12 protein-coding genes and 1 pseudogene are annotated in these 14,959 nt (G+C 57.4%); 2 read left to right on the top strand and 11 right to left on the bottom strand.

Going from position 1 to position 14,959, the window contains the following annotated elements:
- The 10 genes and pseudogenes from KUL77_RS06425 to KUL77_RS06380 all read right to left on the bottom strand — a co-directional run.
- Window positions 1-830: pseudogene (locus KUL77_RS06425) on the bottom strand (carboxypeptidase regulatory-like domain-containing protein); the annotation flags it as partial.
- A complete protein-coding gene (locus KUL77_RS06420; protein ID WP_297144679.1) occupies window positions 827-2,947 on the bottom strand; it encodes a hypothetical protein in 2,121 nt (706 codons plus the stop codon). The pseudogene KUL77_RS06425 and the gene KUL77_RS06420, both read right to left, overlap by 4 nt.
- The gene (locus KUL77_RS06415) at window positions 2,944-4,095 is read right to left on the bottom strand and encodes a BatA domain-containing protein (RefSeq protein WP_297144677.1); all 1,152 of its coding nucleotides are present in this window, start codon (window positions 4,093-4,095) and stop codon (window positions 2,944-2,946) included. Before KUL77_RS06415 ends, KUL77_RS06420 begins: the two co-directional genes overlap by 4 nt.
- Window positions 4,092-4,976 (bottom strand): DUF58 domain-containing protein, encoded by an 885-nt coding sequence (locus tag KUL77_RS06410; RefSeq protein ID WP_297144674.1) that lies wholly within the window; start codon window positions 4,974-4,976, stop codon window positions 4,092-4,094. The genes KUL77_RS06415 and KUL77_RS06410 overlap by 4 nt, the downstream gene beginning before the upstream one ends.
- Window positions 4,977-4,988: 12 nt before the next feature.
- Window positions 4,989-5,990 carry a MoxR family ATPase gene (locus tag KUL77_RS06405; protein WP_297144672.1) on the bottom strand — a complete coding sequence of 334 codons (1,002 nt, stop codon included), beginning with the start codon at window positions 5,988-5,990 and terminating at the stop codon, window positions 4,989-4,991.
- A 5-nt stretch (window positions 5,991-5,995) separates the two neighbouring features.
- A complete protein-coding gene (locus KUL77_RS06400; protein ID WP_297144682.1) occupies window positions 5,996-6,661 on the bottom strand; it encodes a DUF4159 domain-containing protein in 666 nt (221 codons plus the stop codon).
- A 39-nt stretch (window positions 6,662-6,700) separates the two neighbouring features.
- Window positions 6,701-8,035: a TldD/PmbA family protein gene (locus KUL77_RS06395; RefSeq protein ID WP_297144670.1), complete on the bottom strand. Its 1,335-nt coding sequence runs from the start codon at window positions 8,033-8,035 to the stop codon at window positions 6,701-6,703.
- A gap of 26 nt (window positions 8,036-8,061) precedes the next feature.
- A complete protein-coding gene (locus KUL77_RS06390) occupies window positions 8,062-9,696 on the bottom strand; it encodes a TldD/PmbA family protein (RefSeq protein ID WP_297144668.1) in 1,635 nt (544 codons plus the stop codon).
- 143 nt (window positions 9,697-9,839) lie between these two features.
- On the bottom strand, window positions 9,840-11,468 hold the full coding sequence (locus tag KUL77_RS06385; RefSeq protein ID WP_297144665.1) for a TldD/PmbA family protein: 1,629 nt from the start codon (window positions 11,466-11,468) through the stop codon (window positions 9,840-9,842).
- A 108-nt stretch (window positions 11,469-11,576) separates the two neighbouring features.
- On the bottom strand, window positions 11,577-11,780 hold the full coding sequence (locus KUL77_RS06380) for a heavy-metal-associated domain-containing protein (RefSeq protein WP_297144662.1): 204 nt from the start codon (window positions 11,778-11,780) through the stop codon (window positions 11,577-11,579).
- 147 nt (window positions 11,781-11,927) lie between these two features.
- Between KUL77_RS06380 and KUL77_RS06375 the strand changes: the two genes are divergently transcribed.
- Entirely contained in the window at window positions 11,928-14,123 is a 2,196-nt protein-coding gene (locus KUL77_RS06375; RefSeq protein WP_297144660.1) for a heavy metal translocating P-type ATPase, read from the top strand.
- Between the two features lie 9 nt (window positions 14,124-14,132).
- On the top strand, window positions 14,133-14,576 hold the full coding sequence (gene cueR / locus KUL77_RS06370) for a Cu(I)-responsive transcriptional regulator (RefSeq protein ID WP_297144658.1): 444 nt from the start codon (window positions 14,133-14,135) through the stop codon (window positions 14,574-14,576).
- A 5-nt stretch (window positions 14,577-14,581) separates the two neighbouring features.
- Here cueR and KUL77_RS06365 read toward each other — a convergent pair whose 3' ends face one another.
- Complete coding sequence (locus KUL77_RS06365) at window positions 14,582-14,857, bottom strand: hypothetical protein (RefSeq protein ID WP_297144656.1); 276 nt, start codon at window positions 14,855-14,857, stop codon at window positions 14,582-14,584.
- Window positions 14,858-14,959 lie beyond the last annotated feature (102 nt).

The raw sequence follows: 14,959 nt of genomic DNA, 5'->3' as shown, positions 1-14,959 counted from the left end.
CCGAGTATTAAGCCGTCACCGGCGCTGATACGGGTGTGCAGTGTGGCCCCGGCATCCAGCGCCCAGCGGCGCAGATATTTAAGCTCCGGCGTGGGCGCACCCGCCAACACTAGGATGCGAAGCGGCGGCGGCGCTTGAACTTCAAGTGTAATGGGAAAGGTTTCGCGCAGCTTGTTATGGGCATCGAATATGCGCAGCTGAAATGCGGCCAGCCCAGCCGTTTTAACGCTACCGCTAAGTGAGAATGCACCGTGGCTGGTTAACCGTGTTTCCGCAGCACGCTGCTGGGCGGGTGTGAGCAGTTCAACACGCCCCTGTGCAATGCCTTGTACGCGCCCAGATACTTGAAAAGAATTACCAACAGCCACTTGGCGCGGGGCTGAAAGTTGGATCAGCCCGGTCGGTTTTGCGCTTGGGTTAAATGTTAGAGGACGACGCTTGGCGGCTTCTAGGTCGCGGAGTTCAAGCCCTTGGCCAACGATGTGTAGCTGGCTTATGTTTGGGAAGCGGCGCAGTGCGCTGGCAAGGTCTGGAAAGTGCTGTGCTTGCACGGCTGGCGGTGCTTCTGGAAGCGCGATGCGTAGCCCTTCCGCAGATGCTGGTGTGGGCGCTTCTGCGGTGAAGACGGTTAGCGTATCTGCAGTAACGGCCGTGAGTGGTGGGTATAACCCAAGATAGAGCAGCGCAGCTAGTGTGGGCTGTGCGATCAGCAAAAACGTGAATCGAAGCTTTGGCATAGGCGCGCGGCGTTGACGCAAGGTGCAGCGCAGCAAGCCGAAGACTACGGCCAGTATGAGAATGCCAAGCGTGAGTAGCTGCGGCTGGCTCATGGCGTTTTCTCGCGCTGCAGGGCGTCTAAATAGCGCAGACCTTGCGCGCTTGGTGTAGGGCGACGCGTTACGCTGGCAGGAGGCGTGCTGAGCAACGGCCAAATTAAACGGCGCAATTCGCTGCGGCAGGATAAGCAGTTATTTTGGTGTTGCAAAACGTCTATCGCAGCCTGAAGTGCTAGCGGGTCTTCTGCGCGCGGAGCGGCCTCATGAAGTGCTTTGAGATCGGCCGCGTTGAGGGGGCTGAGGGTGGTTTCCCCTAATCGCTGCCAGAGTAAAGCGAGTGACGGGTTGGCGGATGTGGCGGGTTGCAGCATATCGGGGCGTGATGTGAGCCCATCGCGTTTGCCGGTAAGACGACGTGTTTCGTCAATAGGGGGAAGCTCTGGCCCCACACGGGCCAGATAGATACGGCTAGCCTGTTGCACCTGTTTGATAAAGCCCAACGCCTTGTAGGCGAATGGAAGGGCTTGGTCGGGCTTGCCTTGGCGTAGATGCAGCTCGGATTGCCACATTTGATCGAGTGCTTTTTTGAGCGTGGCGCGGGTTTCTGGGTCTAGCAGCGTGGTCGCTTCGGCGTTGTCGTGGGTGTGGCCGTAGCTTTCAAGTAGGTTAGATTCTTGGCCAAAAACTGTGGGTTCACTCGGTTGGGCATGGTCATGTGCATCGCTATGATCTTCGCCCTCGTGATCGCCGTCGGTGTCGCCGTCGGCGGTGGGGAGTTTGGGCGCACCGCTGGCTTCTTCGCCTAAAAATTGGCCGTAGCGCAGGCGCAAAATGCGTTGGTCCACGCCGATACTATCGGAGCGTTCAATAAACTTGTGTTCGGCTAATTTAGGCTTTTCTTTTTGCAGCGCTTCGGCATCCAAAATGATCTGGCGTTGGCTGCGGAAATAGGCAGGAAGCACGCGTTTCACCGCGCCTTCAATGCCTGCTGCTTCGGCTTGCTGCTGGGTTTGTACGCGCAAGATCAAGCTACTGCTACGCACACGCTGCGGCTGCGGGCGGCGGTTGTCTTCTACTTCAAGTTGAACAATTAAATCGTCACCGGGCTGCAGGCCAAGGGCGGGAAGGTTAAGCGTATGCGTGAAGCGCAGCCGCTTGAGATCGCCTTGACCTTGGAGTGGCAGGGTGCGGGTTTGAAATTGGATATTCTCGCCGCTGCCTTGCGCGTGCGTGATGTGCAGTGTGGCTTGGCGCGAAAGGCCAAAATCATCACTGGCTTCAAACGCCAATGCCCAGCGCTGCTGCGTGGGCGAGGCACTGGTGAGGCTGTGCTCGGGCTGGATCACTTTAATCTGTGGCGCTTGGTCTGCGCTGGCTTCAAGACGCCACGGTTTTTCGGTATTGAGCAGCGCGCCATCAATTTCAATGCGATAGAGGGTAGATGCCATAAGCGGCATGCTGGCGATCCACGCTTCACCTTTGCGCTGTAAGGGCAGGCGACGGCCGTCAAACAATTTTAATGCGGCCTGTTTGGGCTGACGTGAAAAATGTAACTGCCAGTAAAGTTGTGAGGCCTGCACAGTTTTAATCGATAGCGCGTCGCTTTGAATGTTAGGCAGGTGCGTATAGGCCGGAGGGTGGGCGCTCAGCGATGAGCGCAGCAGTGTGATCGGGCCTGCAGGCGTGATAGCGATGGCATGTTGGGCTTGAAGATCAACAAGAGTCGCTTTGTTTGGCCAGTACAGAACAATGCTTGTAGATAGCGCCGCCAAACACAGCCCAATTATTAATTTGCGTAATGGCCAATGTGGGCGCAGGTCTGCGGGGACTTTGCTCAAACGTTGGATTAAGCGTTCGCGCTGCAGCGTTTGTAAGGACGTTAGCGAAGGATGCTGCAAAAGTAGGTCGGCGCTGTCTTCAACATCTTTGCGCGTTTGATTGAGCTGATGAACACACCAGCGTGTAGTGATGTTGCGAAGCTTGAAAAACAGCGCCGCCGCGGCAAAAACAACGAACGCCGACACGGCTCCACTAGCGAATTGAATGCTGTGCGCATGACGAAGGGATAACCAAAGTGCGATGCACCACGGCAGTGCGAAGGCCACGCCGATCAAGCTGATACGAAGACGCGCTGCGTTGCGTAGATGCGCCAATAGCGGGGCTTGTGTCATGCGGCTGCCCCCTGCCGGTTGCGTAAGCTGAGGCCGCGTTCGAATAGAAATACGAGTGCGACTAATACGCCTAGCCAAGTGCCGAGTGGCAGCGGTGGTTGCGGGGCGCGGCGCGCACCTGTATTGGGGCGATAGGCGCGTGCATCGGCGCGCGTTGCTTGCTGCGCGTTGGGTTGTAGCATGGTGCGCAGTTGTTCGGGGAAGCGGACATCCATAAGTAGAGGGATGGCTGTGGCGTTCACCGCACGGGTGAAGCGCAGTAGCTGGCCTTGGCCTAATGCCGCGCCTTCCACTAAGGTCTGGCCGTTTTCATCTTGCCAATGTGGAGACAGTTGCAATGATTTTGAGAGGGGCGTGGTATTGGCCGTAAGCGCTGTCCCGCCTGCGCGAACCCATTGCAGAATAGGCTGGGGCAAGGGCCTGCTGTTGAGCCAGACCACCGTATCGGCTGTTGTGCTGGGTGGGTTGAAATTCGTTTGCACAAGATAGTGCGTGTTGTTACCCATCCACGCAAAAGCTGCTGCTTCAAAGTAAGAGGCTGCGTTCGACTGGGACGTATCTGCCCAGACATAAAGCTTGGGCAGCCCTTGTGCAGGCTGCGTCTGCGGGGGGCGATTGGAGGTGATGCGCCAATCAATTTTGCGCGATAGCTGAAGCGCTTGAGCATCTGCACCGTCAAATTGCGCGGTGGTGATGACGATCATTGGAACATCGGCGGGAAGCTCGGCATCAAGCTGGCGCAGCAGGCTGGCTGTGGGCTGTGGCGTGGTTGGAGCAGCGGCCGACAGTGCTGGAAAGTCTAGGCTGAGCCAGTGCAGCCGCGCTTGTTTGGGGAGGTTTTGCGCTGCAAGAGTCGGTGCCGATACGCCTGGCATCACTGCAACATAGGGTGTTTTTTCATCCATGCCATACATGGCGGGCTTGGCCAGCCAAAGCGCAATTAAGGCAAGCAGTACGAGGCGGGTGAGCAGTAGCGGCCAGTCTTCTAAATGCAGGCGTTTTTGCGGGCGCGGGTTGGCACGCAGCCAGCGCAGCGCGGCAAAATCGAGTGTTTTTAATTGCTGTTTACGCGCAAGATGGATGAGCAGCGGTAGCGCAAGCGCAGCGAGTGCCGCAAGTGCGGCCGGTGCGAGCAGAACGGCATTCACGCGCGCACCTGCTGTGCAAAGAGCGCGCGCAGCGGCGCGTCGAGTGGCTCGCCTAGTGTGTAGCGAACGTGGGGAATGCCTGCGGCTGCAAGTCTCGCGGTGAGCGCCGATTGCGCTGTATTAAAGCGTTGCAGGTAGTCTGCGCGCAGGGTTTTAGCATCGCCCGGGAGCTGCTCGCCGGTTTCAGGGTCACGAAAGAGATAGCCGCCGGAGAATGGGAAGTCACGCTCTTCTGTAGTGATGAGTTGAATCATCACTACTTCGCGCCCAGCCTTGGCTAAGCGTTCGGCCAGTGCAATGGCGGCTTCATCAAAACCATCACTAAGGAGCACGACAAGATCGTTGGCGGCGATGCGCTCCCAAACCGGCTTGAGCTGCTCGCCTTGTGGGAAGGTGCCACGCGCGGTGAGCTTATTGAGCGCAAGCCATAAACGGTTACGCCCGCGTGGGCCGTGGCTGGGAGGGAGCGGCTGTAGTTGTTGGTTGTTCAGCCCCAACATGCCGAAGCGGTCGCCCTGCTGAATGGCAAGTTCGGCCACGCATGCGGCAAGTGATTGCGCGGCGTGTAGGCGCTGCCAGTGCGGCTTGGTTTGATCGGCCTGTGCCATCGAAGCGGAGGTGTCGATGAGTAGCCAAACCGTGAGTGGGCTTTCACGTTCGGATTCGCGCACGAAGAAACGGTCGGAGCGTGCGTAAAGTTTCCAGTCGATTTGGCGCAGTTCATCGCCGGGTTCGTAAGCGCGGTATTGCGAGAACTCCAGCCCCACACCGCGGTTATGGCTGCGGTGGTTGCCAATGCCGCGCTGGCCAATGGCACGGCGTGCGTGCAGGTGCAGGTCTTTCAACCGGCTGCGCACGTCGGGCGGAATCAACGTTTCCATCACAGGTAAGTGCTAGTGCATCGGGAAGGGAACCGCCTGCAGCAGTTCGGCAATCACGTCGTCGGCTTGCTTTTGTTCGGCCTCTGCGGCAAACGAGAGCAGCAGACGGTGACGCATCACGGGGGCTGCGAGTGCGGTGACATCATCGCGAGTGGCGGCTAAACGGCCTTGCAAGAGCGCACGTGCTTTCGCGGCAAGCACGAGTGATTGCCCCGCGCGTGGCCCTGCGCCCCAGCGTAGATAATTGCGCACGGCGGCGGGAGCGGCTGCATCGGCAGGACGGCTGGCGCGTACTAAACGGGTGATCCAAAGCAAAAGGTCATCGCCCATATGTACGTCGCGCACTAAGGCTTGCAGCGCAAGAATATCGCCGCCTTCCATCACCTTGGGCACTTTGCCGGTTTGATTGCCGGTGGTTTGCGCCAGAATGGCGCGTTCGTCGGCTTCGTCTGGGTAGTCCAGCTTGATGTGCAGCAAGAAGCGGTCGAGCTGGGCTTCGGGAAGTGGGTAGGTTCCTGCCTGTTCCAGTGGGTTTTGCGTGGCCAGCACAAAGAACGGTGCGGGCAGTGGCCATGTTGTACCCGCATAGCTCACGGTGCGTTCGGCCATGGCTTCAAGCAGGGCTGCCTGTGTCTTGGGCGGCGTGCGGTTCAGTTCATCGGCCAGTAGCAGGCTGGTGAAGATGGGGCCTTGTTGAAAGCGAAATGCGCGCTTGCCGGTGCCGTGGTCTTCTTCCAAAAGCTCGGTGCCGAGGATGTCGCTGGGCATGAGATCGGGGGTGAACTGGATGCGCCGAAACGGTAGATCCAAGGCCTGCCCAAGCGAGCGCACCAGCAGCGTTTTTCCTAGGCCGGGTACGCCTTCAAGCAGGCAGTGGCCACCAGCCAGTAGGCCAATTAAAAGCTGTTCAACAACATCGTGCTGGCCTACGATCGCTTGTGCAATGGCCTGCCGGAGTTGCGCTAATTTTTCGATTTGCTGTGCAAGCTGGGTTTCGGTAATGGGGGCATTCATGGGGTTTAGGACATCAGTGCGTACATCACGATATTGACGGCGAATTTGGTGTTGTCTTCGGCAAGAAAGCGCTTATTGCGCCAGTCGTAGTCCCATTCGCAGCCGTAGTCTTTATTGCTGTAAAGCAGGCCAAGGCGGCCGTTGATCTCGATTCCCTTCAGGTAGTCGTGCACCAAATCATCGCCCCAGCCGTTGAGTTCAAACCCCGTTGCTGGCGGGCCATCGGGGAACTTGAAGAAGCTGGAATAGAGCGGGTGCTTATTGGGTAATTTCTTCAGCGCTGATTTGCCAAAGATAGAAGCCATTTGCGCTTCGAACGATTTGGCAAATAGACCGTCGATATCGTGGTTGCAATCGTCCACAAACACGAACCCACCGTTGCGCACATAGCGTTCAAAATTGCGGCGCTCAGCGGGATTAAATTCAACCAATTTATGTCCAGCCAAGTAACAGAACGGCGCTTCCAGTATCTTGGGGTCAGACAAGGCGACAACATGCTCTTTTGGGTCGATGCGAAGATGCGTGTAGTCGATTAACGAGGTGATGAGGTTAGACGGCATGCGCGCGTCCACGTCCCAATCGCCGGAGTCGTACTTTAAGCGCGTAAACCAAAAATCGTAGTGGGAAGCGGCACGCACCGGCGGCAGTAGAAGTGCCGCCGATGCGCCCATGAGCAGGCGCAGAAATTCGCTGCGCTTCACTCTATGTCCTTACACCGCATCAGAGAGCGAGGTGAAGGTGAAGTCACGCAGACGCATGGGCGGAAGCATCATGACCGTATTGGACTCATCACCTTGCACACGCACCGGCTTACCTAGCTCATCGATGTTGTTGAGCATGATGACCGGCGATTCGTTGAAACGGAAGTTCTTGATGGGGTACTTGATTTCGCCGTTTTCAATATAGAACGTGCCGTCGCGGGTCAAACCGGTGAGCAGCACCGTTTGCGGGTCCACCATGCGGATGTACCACGTGCGCGAAACCAAGATGCCTTTTTGCGTGCCGCGCACGAGGTCTGCCGTGGATTTATCACCACCTGCCATCAAGATATTGCCGGGCCGTGCGTTGGCGGTTTTGCCCTGCTTATCCGCCCAGTAGCGCGAATAATTGAGGTTCATCACCTTGCCGTTTTTGACAATATCCATACGCTCGCGCGGTAGGCCTTCGCCGTCCCACGGCAGCACTGGGGCTTGTTCATCCCACGGGTCGGTAATGACGTTGACGCGTGAGTCGAACACTTGTTCGCCCAGCTTATTGCCGCCGCCTTTCTTGGATAGGAAGCTGCGACCTTCATCGGCGCTACGTGCATCGAAGAAGTTCATCATGAAGCCAACCAGCCCGGCGACGGCGGCAGGCTCTAGGATTACGGTGTACTTGCCCGGTTCTAATGCCTTGGCGCCTGCGGAATCACGCGCTTTACGGATGGCGACTTGGATGTCTTTGCTGGCGTTGAACTCGTTGGCGTCTTTGACATCATGCCCCACCCAGCCCGAACCTCGCCCGTCCTCGGTGCGCACGGTGCAGGTGTAATTGAAGTTGGTGGTTTTCTGGTAGCCAAAATTTTTCTTGCTATTGGCGGTGGCTACAAAGCCTTGGCCGTCTTCAAGAAAGCCTGCTGCCACCAACCCTTTACCGCGACAGGGGGCGATGGAGTCGGCCGCGACTTGTGCGCGGTAGTCAGGGGTAATGGCGGCAATCGATTCGCTAAACGTGTTGCTGGGTTTATAGGTTTGCTTGCCGATCAGTGGCATGTGCTCCGGGTTTTCCGGGGCGAGTTTGGCAAGGTCTTCGGCGCGCTTAACCACGCGTGCCAGCGCCGCATCATCAAACTCGTTGATGCTGGCCATGCCCACGCGCTTGCCGTACGCCACCACGACGTTGAGCTGGGTGTTATCCACGATGCCGCTGGTGGAGATATTGTTCAACGCGAAGCGCACGTTGCCGTCGATCGAGCCTTGCAGCGTTGCGCTGCACTCGTCGGCGGTGGATAGCTGCATGACCTTGTCCAAAATGGCTTTGGCCTGTGCTTCGGTAAGAATGCTCATCTGTAATTATCTCCCTAAAGCGCCGGTTAGCCGAGCGCGCGCGCGGTGTTGATGACGTTGATGCCGTTGAAGCGTGCGGTGCTCGACCCGTGTGACACGGCCGAGACTTGTCCGGGCTGACCTTTGCCGTCGAAGAACGAACCACCAAGACGGTAGTCGCGCTCATCAGCTACAGCCACGCAAGCGTTCCAGAACTCCGGTGTGCGGATTTGGTACGCCACGTCTTCCAACATGCGGGTGACTTTGCCGTCTTTGATTTCGTAGAACAGCTGGCCACCGAACTGCGCGTTGTAGCGCTGTTGGTCGATGGAGAAGGAGCCATCACCGACGATATAGATGCCGTTTTCGACATTCTTCACGAGGTCGGCCACCGAAAGCGCGTCTTTGCCTGCGGCGAGCGATACGTTGGCCATGCGCTGGAACTGTACGCTTGACCATGAATCTGCGTAGCAGCAGCCGTCAGATTCGGTTTTGCCAAGGATATGGGCTTGATCGCGGATGGCTTGGTAATCCATCAATTTGCCGCCCTTGATTAGATCCCACTTTTTGCACTTCACGCCTTCATCGTCGTACCCCACCGCACCAAGGCTGCCGGGCTGGAGTTTGTCAGCAAAGATGTTGACCTTGTCACTGCCGTACTGGAAGTGTTCTTTCTGCTTGTCCAGTGTGGCGAAGCTGGTGCCTGCGTAGTTGGCCTCGTAGCCCAGTACGCGGTCGAGCTCGAGAGGGTGCCCCACCGATTCATGAATGGTGAGCCATGTGTGCGACGGGTCCAGTACAAGATCGTACTTGCCGGGCTTTATCGACGGTGCTTTGAGCTTTTCTTGCGCGTGCTTGGCGGCGGCTACGGCGTCTTCACGCATGTCATAAGACTTGCCGTACACGGTGACGCCATTCGGTAGAACGGTCTTATCGGCGGCATTGCCGTCCAGATATTCGTAGCCCATCCCCATTGGCGAGGAAAGTCCCGCGCGAGTACGGAATTTGCCGCTGGACTTGTCGATGGCGGTTACGCTCATGGGCGCCCAGATACGGTGCACGTCTTGGTCGATATACGAGCCGTCGGTGGAGGCGAAGTATTTTTGTTCGTTGATGGCAAACAGTGTGGAATTCACAAAGCTCGCACCAGCGGCCATCGCCGCAGCATTCACACCTAGTAATAGATCCGCTTTTTCTTTGACTGGGACGGCCATTGCGTTTTTCTGAAGCGGTGTGCGCCAGCTCACTTCACCGAAGCCGGGTGCTTTCGCTAGTTGCACCGGTGCGGTTTGAATTTTTGCGTTAGCCTTTGCAATGGCCGCGGCCTGCTGCGCAGCGCGCACAACGCCTGCTTGGGTGAGTTCATTGGTGGCCGCAAACCCCCACGCACCATTGGCAATCACGCGAATGCCCACACCGGTGGACTCGCCATTCATGATGCCTTGCACCTTGTTTTCGCGCGTCATCACGGCTTGGCGTAGATAACGGCCAATACGCACGTCGCAGTAGCTGGCACCTGCAGCTTTGGCGGCGGTCATGGCGTCATCGGCTAGGCGTTTTTTTAGTGCAGGGTCGATTGTTTCCAGCAGTTGTTCGGCGGCGATGGCGCGGCCGAAAAAGGAGGGCAGCAATAAGCCGCCAGCGGTAAGCCCGGAAAGGGCAAGAAAGTCACGTCGTTGCAAGGCAGTTCTCCGCGAGTTCAAGGTGGCAAGTCACAATGGAGCAAGGCAGGGATACAGTCTGATGTTACGCATGCTGATTCTTGTCATTGAACGTGCGTCCACGCAAATGACTTTTGACATAGGAAACGCCGTTTGCTGCGGCTTTAACCAAGATTACGCGCGGTGTTGATGATGTTGATCCCGTTGAAGCGCGTGGTGCTGGAGCCGTGCGACACCGCCGATACTTGACCCGGCTGGCCCTTGCCGTCGAAGAACGAGCCGCCAAGACGGAAATCCTTTGCGTCGCAGATGGCGGTGCAGGCATTCCAAAATTCGGGGGTGCGGATTTGGTAGGCCGCGTCTTCCACCATTTCCGCGATTTCGCCTTTGCGAATGCGGTAGTACAGTTGGCCACCAAATTGCGCGTTATAGCGCTGTTGGTCGATGGAGTAGGAGCCTCGGCCGAAGATATACAAGCCATCTTCTACGTCTTTAGTCATCTGTGCGGGCGTGAGCGGTTTCTTGCCGGGGGCCAGCGAGACATTGGCCATGCGCTGGAACTGCACCGACGACCAAGAGTCTGCATAGCTGCAGCCCTGTGATGCGGTTTCACCCAAAATATGTACCTGATCGCGGGTGGCTTGGTAGTTCACCAAAATGCCGTCTTTGATCAGATCCCAGCGGCGCGTTTTAACGCCTTCGTCGTCGTAACCGACGGCACCAAGGCTATACGGTTCTGTCTTGTCCGCGGTGAAGTTGACGATCTCGCTGCCCCAGCGGAAACCCGCGTCACGCTTATCGAGTGTGGCGAAACTAGTGCCCGCATAATTGGCCTCGTAGCCCAGTACACGGTCGAGTTCCAGCGGGTGGCCGACATTTTCATGGATGGTGAGAAATAGGTTTGATGGATCGAGTACGAGGTCGTACTTACCGGGTTTCACCGAAGGTGCTTTGAGCTTCTCTCGCGCTTGCTTGGCTGCCGCGATGGCATCTTCCACCGGGTCGTATGCGTGTTCGTAGCCGATGATGCCACCGGGTAGGTGGTATTTGCCCGCTGGGTCACCGTTGAGGAATTCCCAACCCATTCCCATAGGGGCCGACAGCCCGTTGCGCGTGCGAAATTTACCGCTGCTCTTATCAATGGCGGTTGCGGTAAACGGCAGCCAGATACGGTGAATGTCTTGGTCGATCCAAGAACCATCGCTAGAAGCGAAGTATTTTTGTTCATTCACCAAAAACAGCTGCGAATTGATGAAATTGGCACCTGCGGCCATGGCCGCGGTATTCACACCCAGCAGCAGTTCTACCTTGTCTTTAACAGGCACCGCCATCGCATTTTTTTGAATGGGTGTGCGCCAGCTGACCTCTCCTAGTGCGGGCGTACTGGCGAGCTGCACGGGTGCGGTTTGAGTTTTTGCATTGGCCTTGGCGATGGCCACGGCGCGCTGGACGGCGGCAAGTACGCCCGCCGCCGTGAGTGCGTTGGTGGCCGAAAACCCCCAAGCCCCATCAACGATGACGCGGATGCCCGCGCCGGTAGATTCGCTATTGGTGACGTTTTGTACCGTCGCCTCGCGGGTCATGATCGCTTGATTCAGATAGCGGCCAATGCGCACATCACAATAGCTCGCACCCAAGCGTTTGCCTTCGGTAAGCACCGCGTCGGCGAGCCGTTTATTACGCCGAACGTCATTGGGTTCAAGCAGTTGTTCCGCCGCGATGACATGGGCGTTTGGGAGTAGCAGCCCCGCCATGCCAAGGCCGGACAGGGTAAGAAATTCGCGTCGTAACAAGGGGGCTCTCCGTTGAAGGCCAAAACGGGGGCGTTTTGGCCGCAATACGAGCGATTCTTGTTGCTCAGCGGAAGCAGCGTCAACTGACTTTTGGCACAGTTGCGCGGTTTAATCGGCGTGGATGAGTGTTGCCGGGTAGTCTTCTTCCTGGAGCGCAGCGATCACGTCGGCCGCGCTGAATTGACCGTGTGCGGACACTTCGCCCTTGCTTAAATCCACGGTGACGTCAGCATGTTTGTCCAGCGCCTGCAGCGCCCGGGTAATTGCGTTGACGCAGTGCTGGCAGCTCATATTTTCAACTTTAAAAAGCATGGAATTGGCCTTTGGCTGTGGGGTATCAGGCCGTTAGGATGCACCCTGACATAGTGGGAAGGTCAAGCGGTACAATGCGTTTGACATTGACACGATGGGAAGGATTAAAGTGGCCTTCTCGACGATTCATTCAAGGCCAAAGCCACCATGAACCTTACGGCTAACCTCCGCTTAGGCATTACCGGGATGACCTGCGCATCGTGCGCCGGGCGCGTAGAAAAAGCACTGCGCAAAGTGGCTGGGGTGCAGGAAGCAACCGTCAATTTGGCAACCGAAAGCGCCAGCGTGCGTGGAGCCGTAGCCGTTGCAGCGCTGCTACAGGCGGTTGAAAAAGCCGGATACGGCGCACGCGAGCTGCGCGATGACGCGCCCGTCAAGCCAGAGCCGCAAGCCGGCCTTTCAAAAGAAGCCTGGCATGTGCTGCTGGCGGCGGTGCTTTCGTTGCCACTGGTGGCCCCCATGCTGGCCATGCCGTTTGGCGTGCATTGGGAGCTTTCGGGGTGGGTGCAGTGGCTGCTCGCCACGCCGGTGCAATTTTGGTTGGGCGCGCGGTTTTACCGCGCTGGCTGGGCGGCGCTGAAGGCACGCAGTGGCAATATGGATCAGCTGGTCGCGCTAGGTACAAGTGCGGCCTATGGGCTTAGCATTTACAACTTGCTTGTGGCCAGTAGCGAGCACCACTCAGTGCCGCTGTATTTTGAATCGGCGGCTGTCGTGATTACGCTGATTTTGATGGGCAAGTGGTTAGAAGCACGGGCCAAGCGTCAAGCCAGCGATGCCATTCGTGCATTGCAGGCGCTACGCCCGCTAACGGCGCAGGTACTGCGCGAAGGAAAGGAGGTAACACTCCCCATTGCGGACGTTGCAGTGGGCGATACGGTACTGGTGCGCCCCGGTGAGCGCATTCCAGTGGATGGGGTGATTGAAGAAGGAAACAGTCATAACGACGAATCTCTGCTCACCGGTGAATCTCTCCCTGTGGCGAAAAGTGTTGGCGATCGCGTTACCGGTGGCGCCGTGAATGGCGAAGGGATGCTGCGTATCCGCACGCTCGCGGTAGGGGCTGAGTCTGTCTTGGCGCGCATCGTGCGCTTGGTGGAAGATGCACAAGCGAAGAAAGCACCGATCCAGCGGATTGTTGATCAGGTGAGTGCCGTGTTCGTGCCTTCTGTCATTGGCATTGCGCTGCTTACATTATTGGGCTGGGGGCTGATCCAAGGCGATTGGACGCAAGCCCTGCTCAATGCGGTTGCGGTACTCGTTATTGCCTGCCCGTGTGCGCTGGGCCTAGCAACACCTACGGCGGTAATGGCAGGAACAGGCGTGGCAGCACGCGCGGGGATCTTGATTCAAGATGTAGAAGCGTTGGAACACACGCGCAATCTGCGCACCATCGCGTTTGATAAGACCGGAACACTTACCGTTGGCCAACCGACACTCACCCTGTTGTATGCTGTTGATGGTAATGAAGGCAGGCTATTAGCCCTCGCGGCTGGTGTGCAAGCGGGCAGCGAACATCCGTTGGCCAAGGCGGTATTGAACGCAGCCAAGGCGCGCGACGTGCAGGCTGTTGCGGTAGCCGAAAGCCGTGCTGTGGCCGGGCAGGGGATTGAAGGGCAAGTAGAGGGGCAGCGCATTGTGCTGGGGCATGCTCGTTGGATGGCGGCGCTTGGCATTGATCTAGGCCCGGCGCGCACGGCCGCCGAAGCCGCAGCGCAGGCAGGTTATAGCCAGTCGTGGTTAGCGCTTAAAAGCGCACGCGGTTGGGAGCTGCTGGGTTTATTGGCTTTTGGTGATGAAATTCGCCCGCAGTCGGCGCAGGCCATTACCCGGCTGCACGCGATGGGCATTCGGCCGCTGCTCCTTTCAGGAGATAACGCAGCGGCGGCGCGGGCGGTGGCGGCACGTCTAGGCTTTCAGCAGGACGAAATACACGCTGAGCTTTTGCCTGCTGATAAGTTGCAAAAAATTCAAATGCTGGCCAAACAAGGTGCGGTAGGCATGGTGGGGGATGGCATCAACGACGCTCCAGCACTTGCTGCAGCAACGGTGGGATTTGCCATGGGCAGCGGGACAGATGTGGCGATGCATGCAGCGGCGATCACCTTGATGCGCCCAGACCCGCGCTTGGTGGCAGATGCCATTGATATTTCAAGGCGCACTGTGCGCAAAATCTGGCAGAACCTATTTTGGGCATTCATCTACAACGTCATTGGTATTCCGCTGGCCGCGCTCGGCATGTTGGACCCCATGATCGCGGGCGCTGCCATGGCGCTTTCTAGTGTGAGTGTAGTGAGTAATTCTTTGCTGCTGCGGCGCTGGTCGCCGCAAAAATACGATTAAAGGCTGCATATGGCGCATAAGCCGTTTCCTCCCGAGCTTGCCGACGCCTTAGAGCAGGGCTTGCACAATATCGGCCAAGCCTCGAAGTTGAGTGGCGTGTCCGCAAAAATGATTCGTCATTACGAAAGTATTGGCTTGGTGCAACCCAGCAGCCGTACTTTTGCCAACTACCGCTTATTTAACGAAGACGATGTGCACCGCCTGCGCTTCGTTCGGCGCGCACGCACGCTGGGCTTTTCAATCGAGCAGATTCGTGAATTGTTGGCGCTTTGGGATGATCCCAAGCGCGCGAGTAGCGAAGTAAAAAAATTAGCCCAAGCACATGCCGATGCACTTGGCGAAAAAATTTTAGAGCTTCAATCGATGCAGCGTACCCTGCAAACACTTGCTAAACGTTGTCACGGCGATAGCAGGCCGAACTGCCCAATTTTGGATGATCTTAGAGGGGGATGAACCCCCTAGGCGTTGATTGCCCCGTAAGCGGTGGCGGATGCGTTGATTGGGTTTCCGTGCGCTGCGAGCACGGCATTGAGGCGTGCAGCGGCTGTTGGATCACCAAGGGCATCTGCCGGAACGGCAAGCTCCGCCATGTAAATGATATCGATACTGTTGAGTAAGTCGGGGGCTGCACAGGTATCGATGCTAGTAAGTTGCATTGGCCCTTGTGCAAGCTGGTGCATGATGCTGCGCGTGCTGGCATTGTCGAAATGAATGTCGCCTGCGGCTGTCGTCATACAGTAGGCGTTTTTGATTTGCCGTGTGATTCTTTAGCTATCTTGGCTGTGGGCCTCGAAGCTGTTTGTGCTTGATCGCTAGTGGGCGTTACTTGAACTTGG

Origin of the sequence: Thermomonas sp. (genome assembly GCF_019104945.1) — a bacterium.
Taxonomy (GTDB): Bacteria; Pseudomonadota; Gammaproteobacteria; order Xanthomonadales; family Xanthomonadaceae; genus Thermomonas.
Note: the sequence above shows the minus strand (reverse complement) of the source record. Positions and strands in the feature narration are given on the sequence as shown.

Bases quoted from the DNA above. Each gene is read 5' to 3' on its own strand.
- KUL77_RS06405 (WP_297144672.1), bottom strand. From the start codon at position 5,990: ATGAATGCCCCCATTACCGAAACCCAGCTTGCACAGCAAATCGAAAAA.
- KUL77_RS06380 (WP_297144662.1), bottom strand. From the start codon at position 11,780: ATGCTTTTTAAAGTTGAAAATATGAGCTGCCAGCACTGCGTCAACGCA.
- KUL77_RS06420 (WP_297144679.1), bottom strand. From the start codon at position 2,947: ATGACACAAGCCCCGCTATTGGCGCATCTACGCAACGCAGCGCGTCTT.
- KUL77_RS06395 (WP_297144670.1), bottom strand. From the start codon at position 8,035: ATGAGCATTCTTACCGAAGCACAGGCCAAAGCCATTTTGGACAAGGTC.
- KUL77_RS06365 (WP_297144656.1), bottom strand. From the start codon at position 14,857: ATGACGACAGCCGCAGGCGACATTCATTTCGACAATGCCAGCACGCGC.
- KUL77_RS06375 (WP_297144660.1), top strand. From the start codon at position 11,928: ATGAACCTTACGGCTAACCTCCGCTTAGGCATTACCGGGATGACCTGC.
- KUL77_RS06410 (WP_297144674.1), bottom strand. From the start codon at position 4,976: ATGGAAACGTTGATTCCGCCCGACGTGCGCAGCCGGTTGAAAGACCTG.
- cueR (WP_297144658.1), top strand. From the start codon at position 14,133: ATGGCGCATAAGCCGTTTCCTCCCGAGCTTGCCGACGCCTTAGAGCAG.
- KUL77_RS06400 (WP_297144682.1), bottom strand. From the start codon at position 6,661: ATGGGCGCATCGGCGGCACTTCTACTGCCGCCGGTGCGTGCCGCTTCC.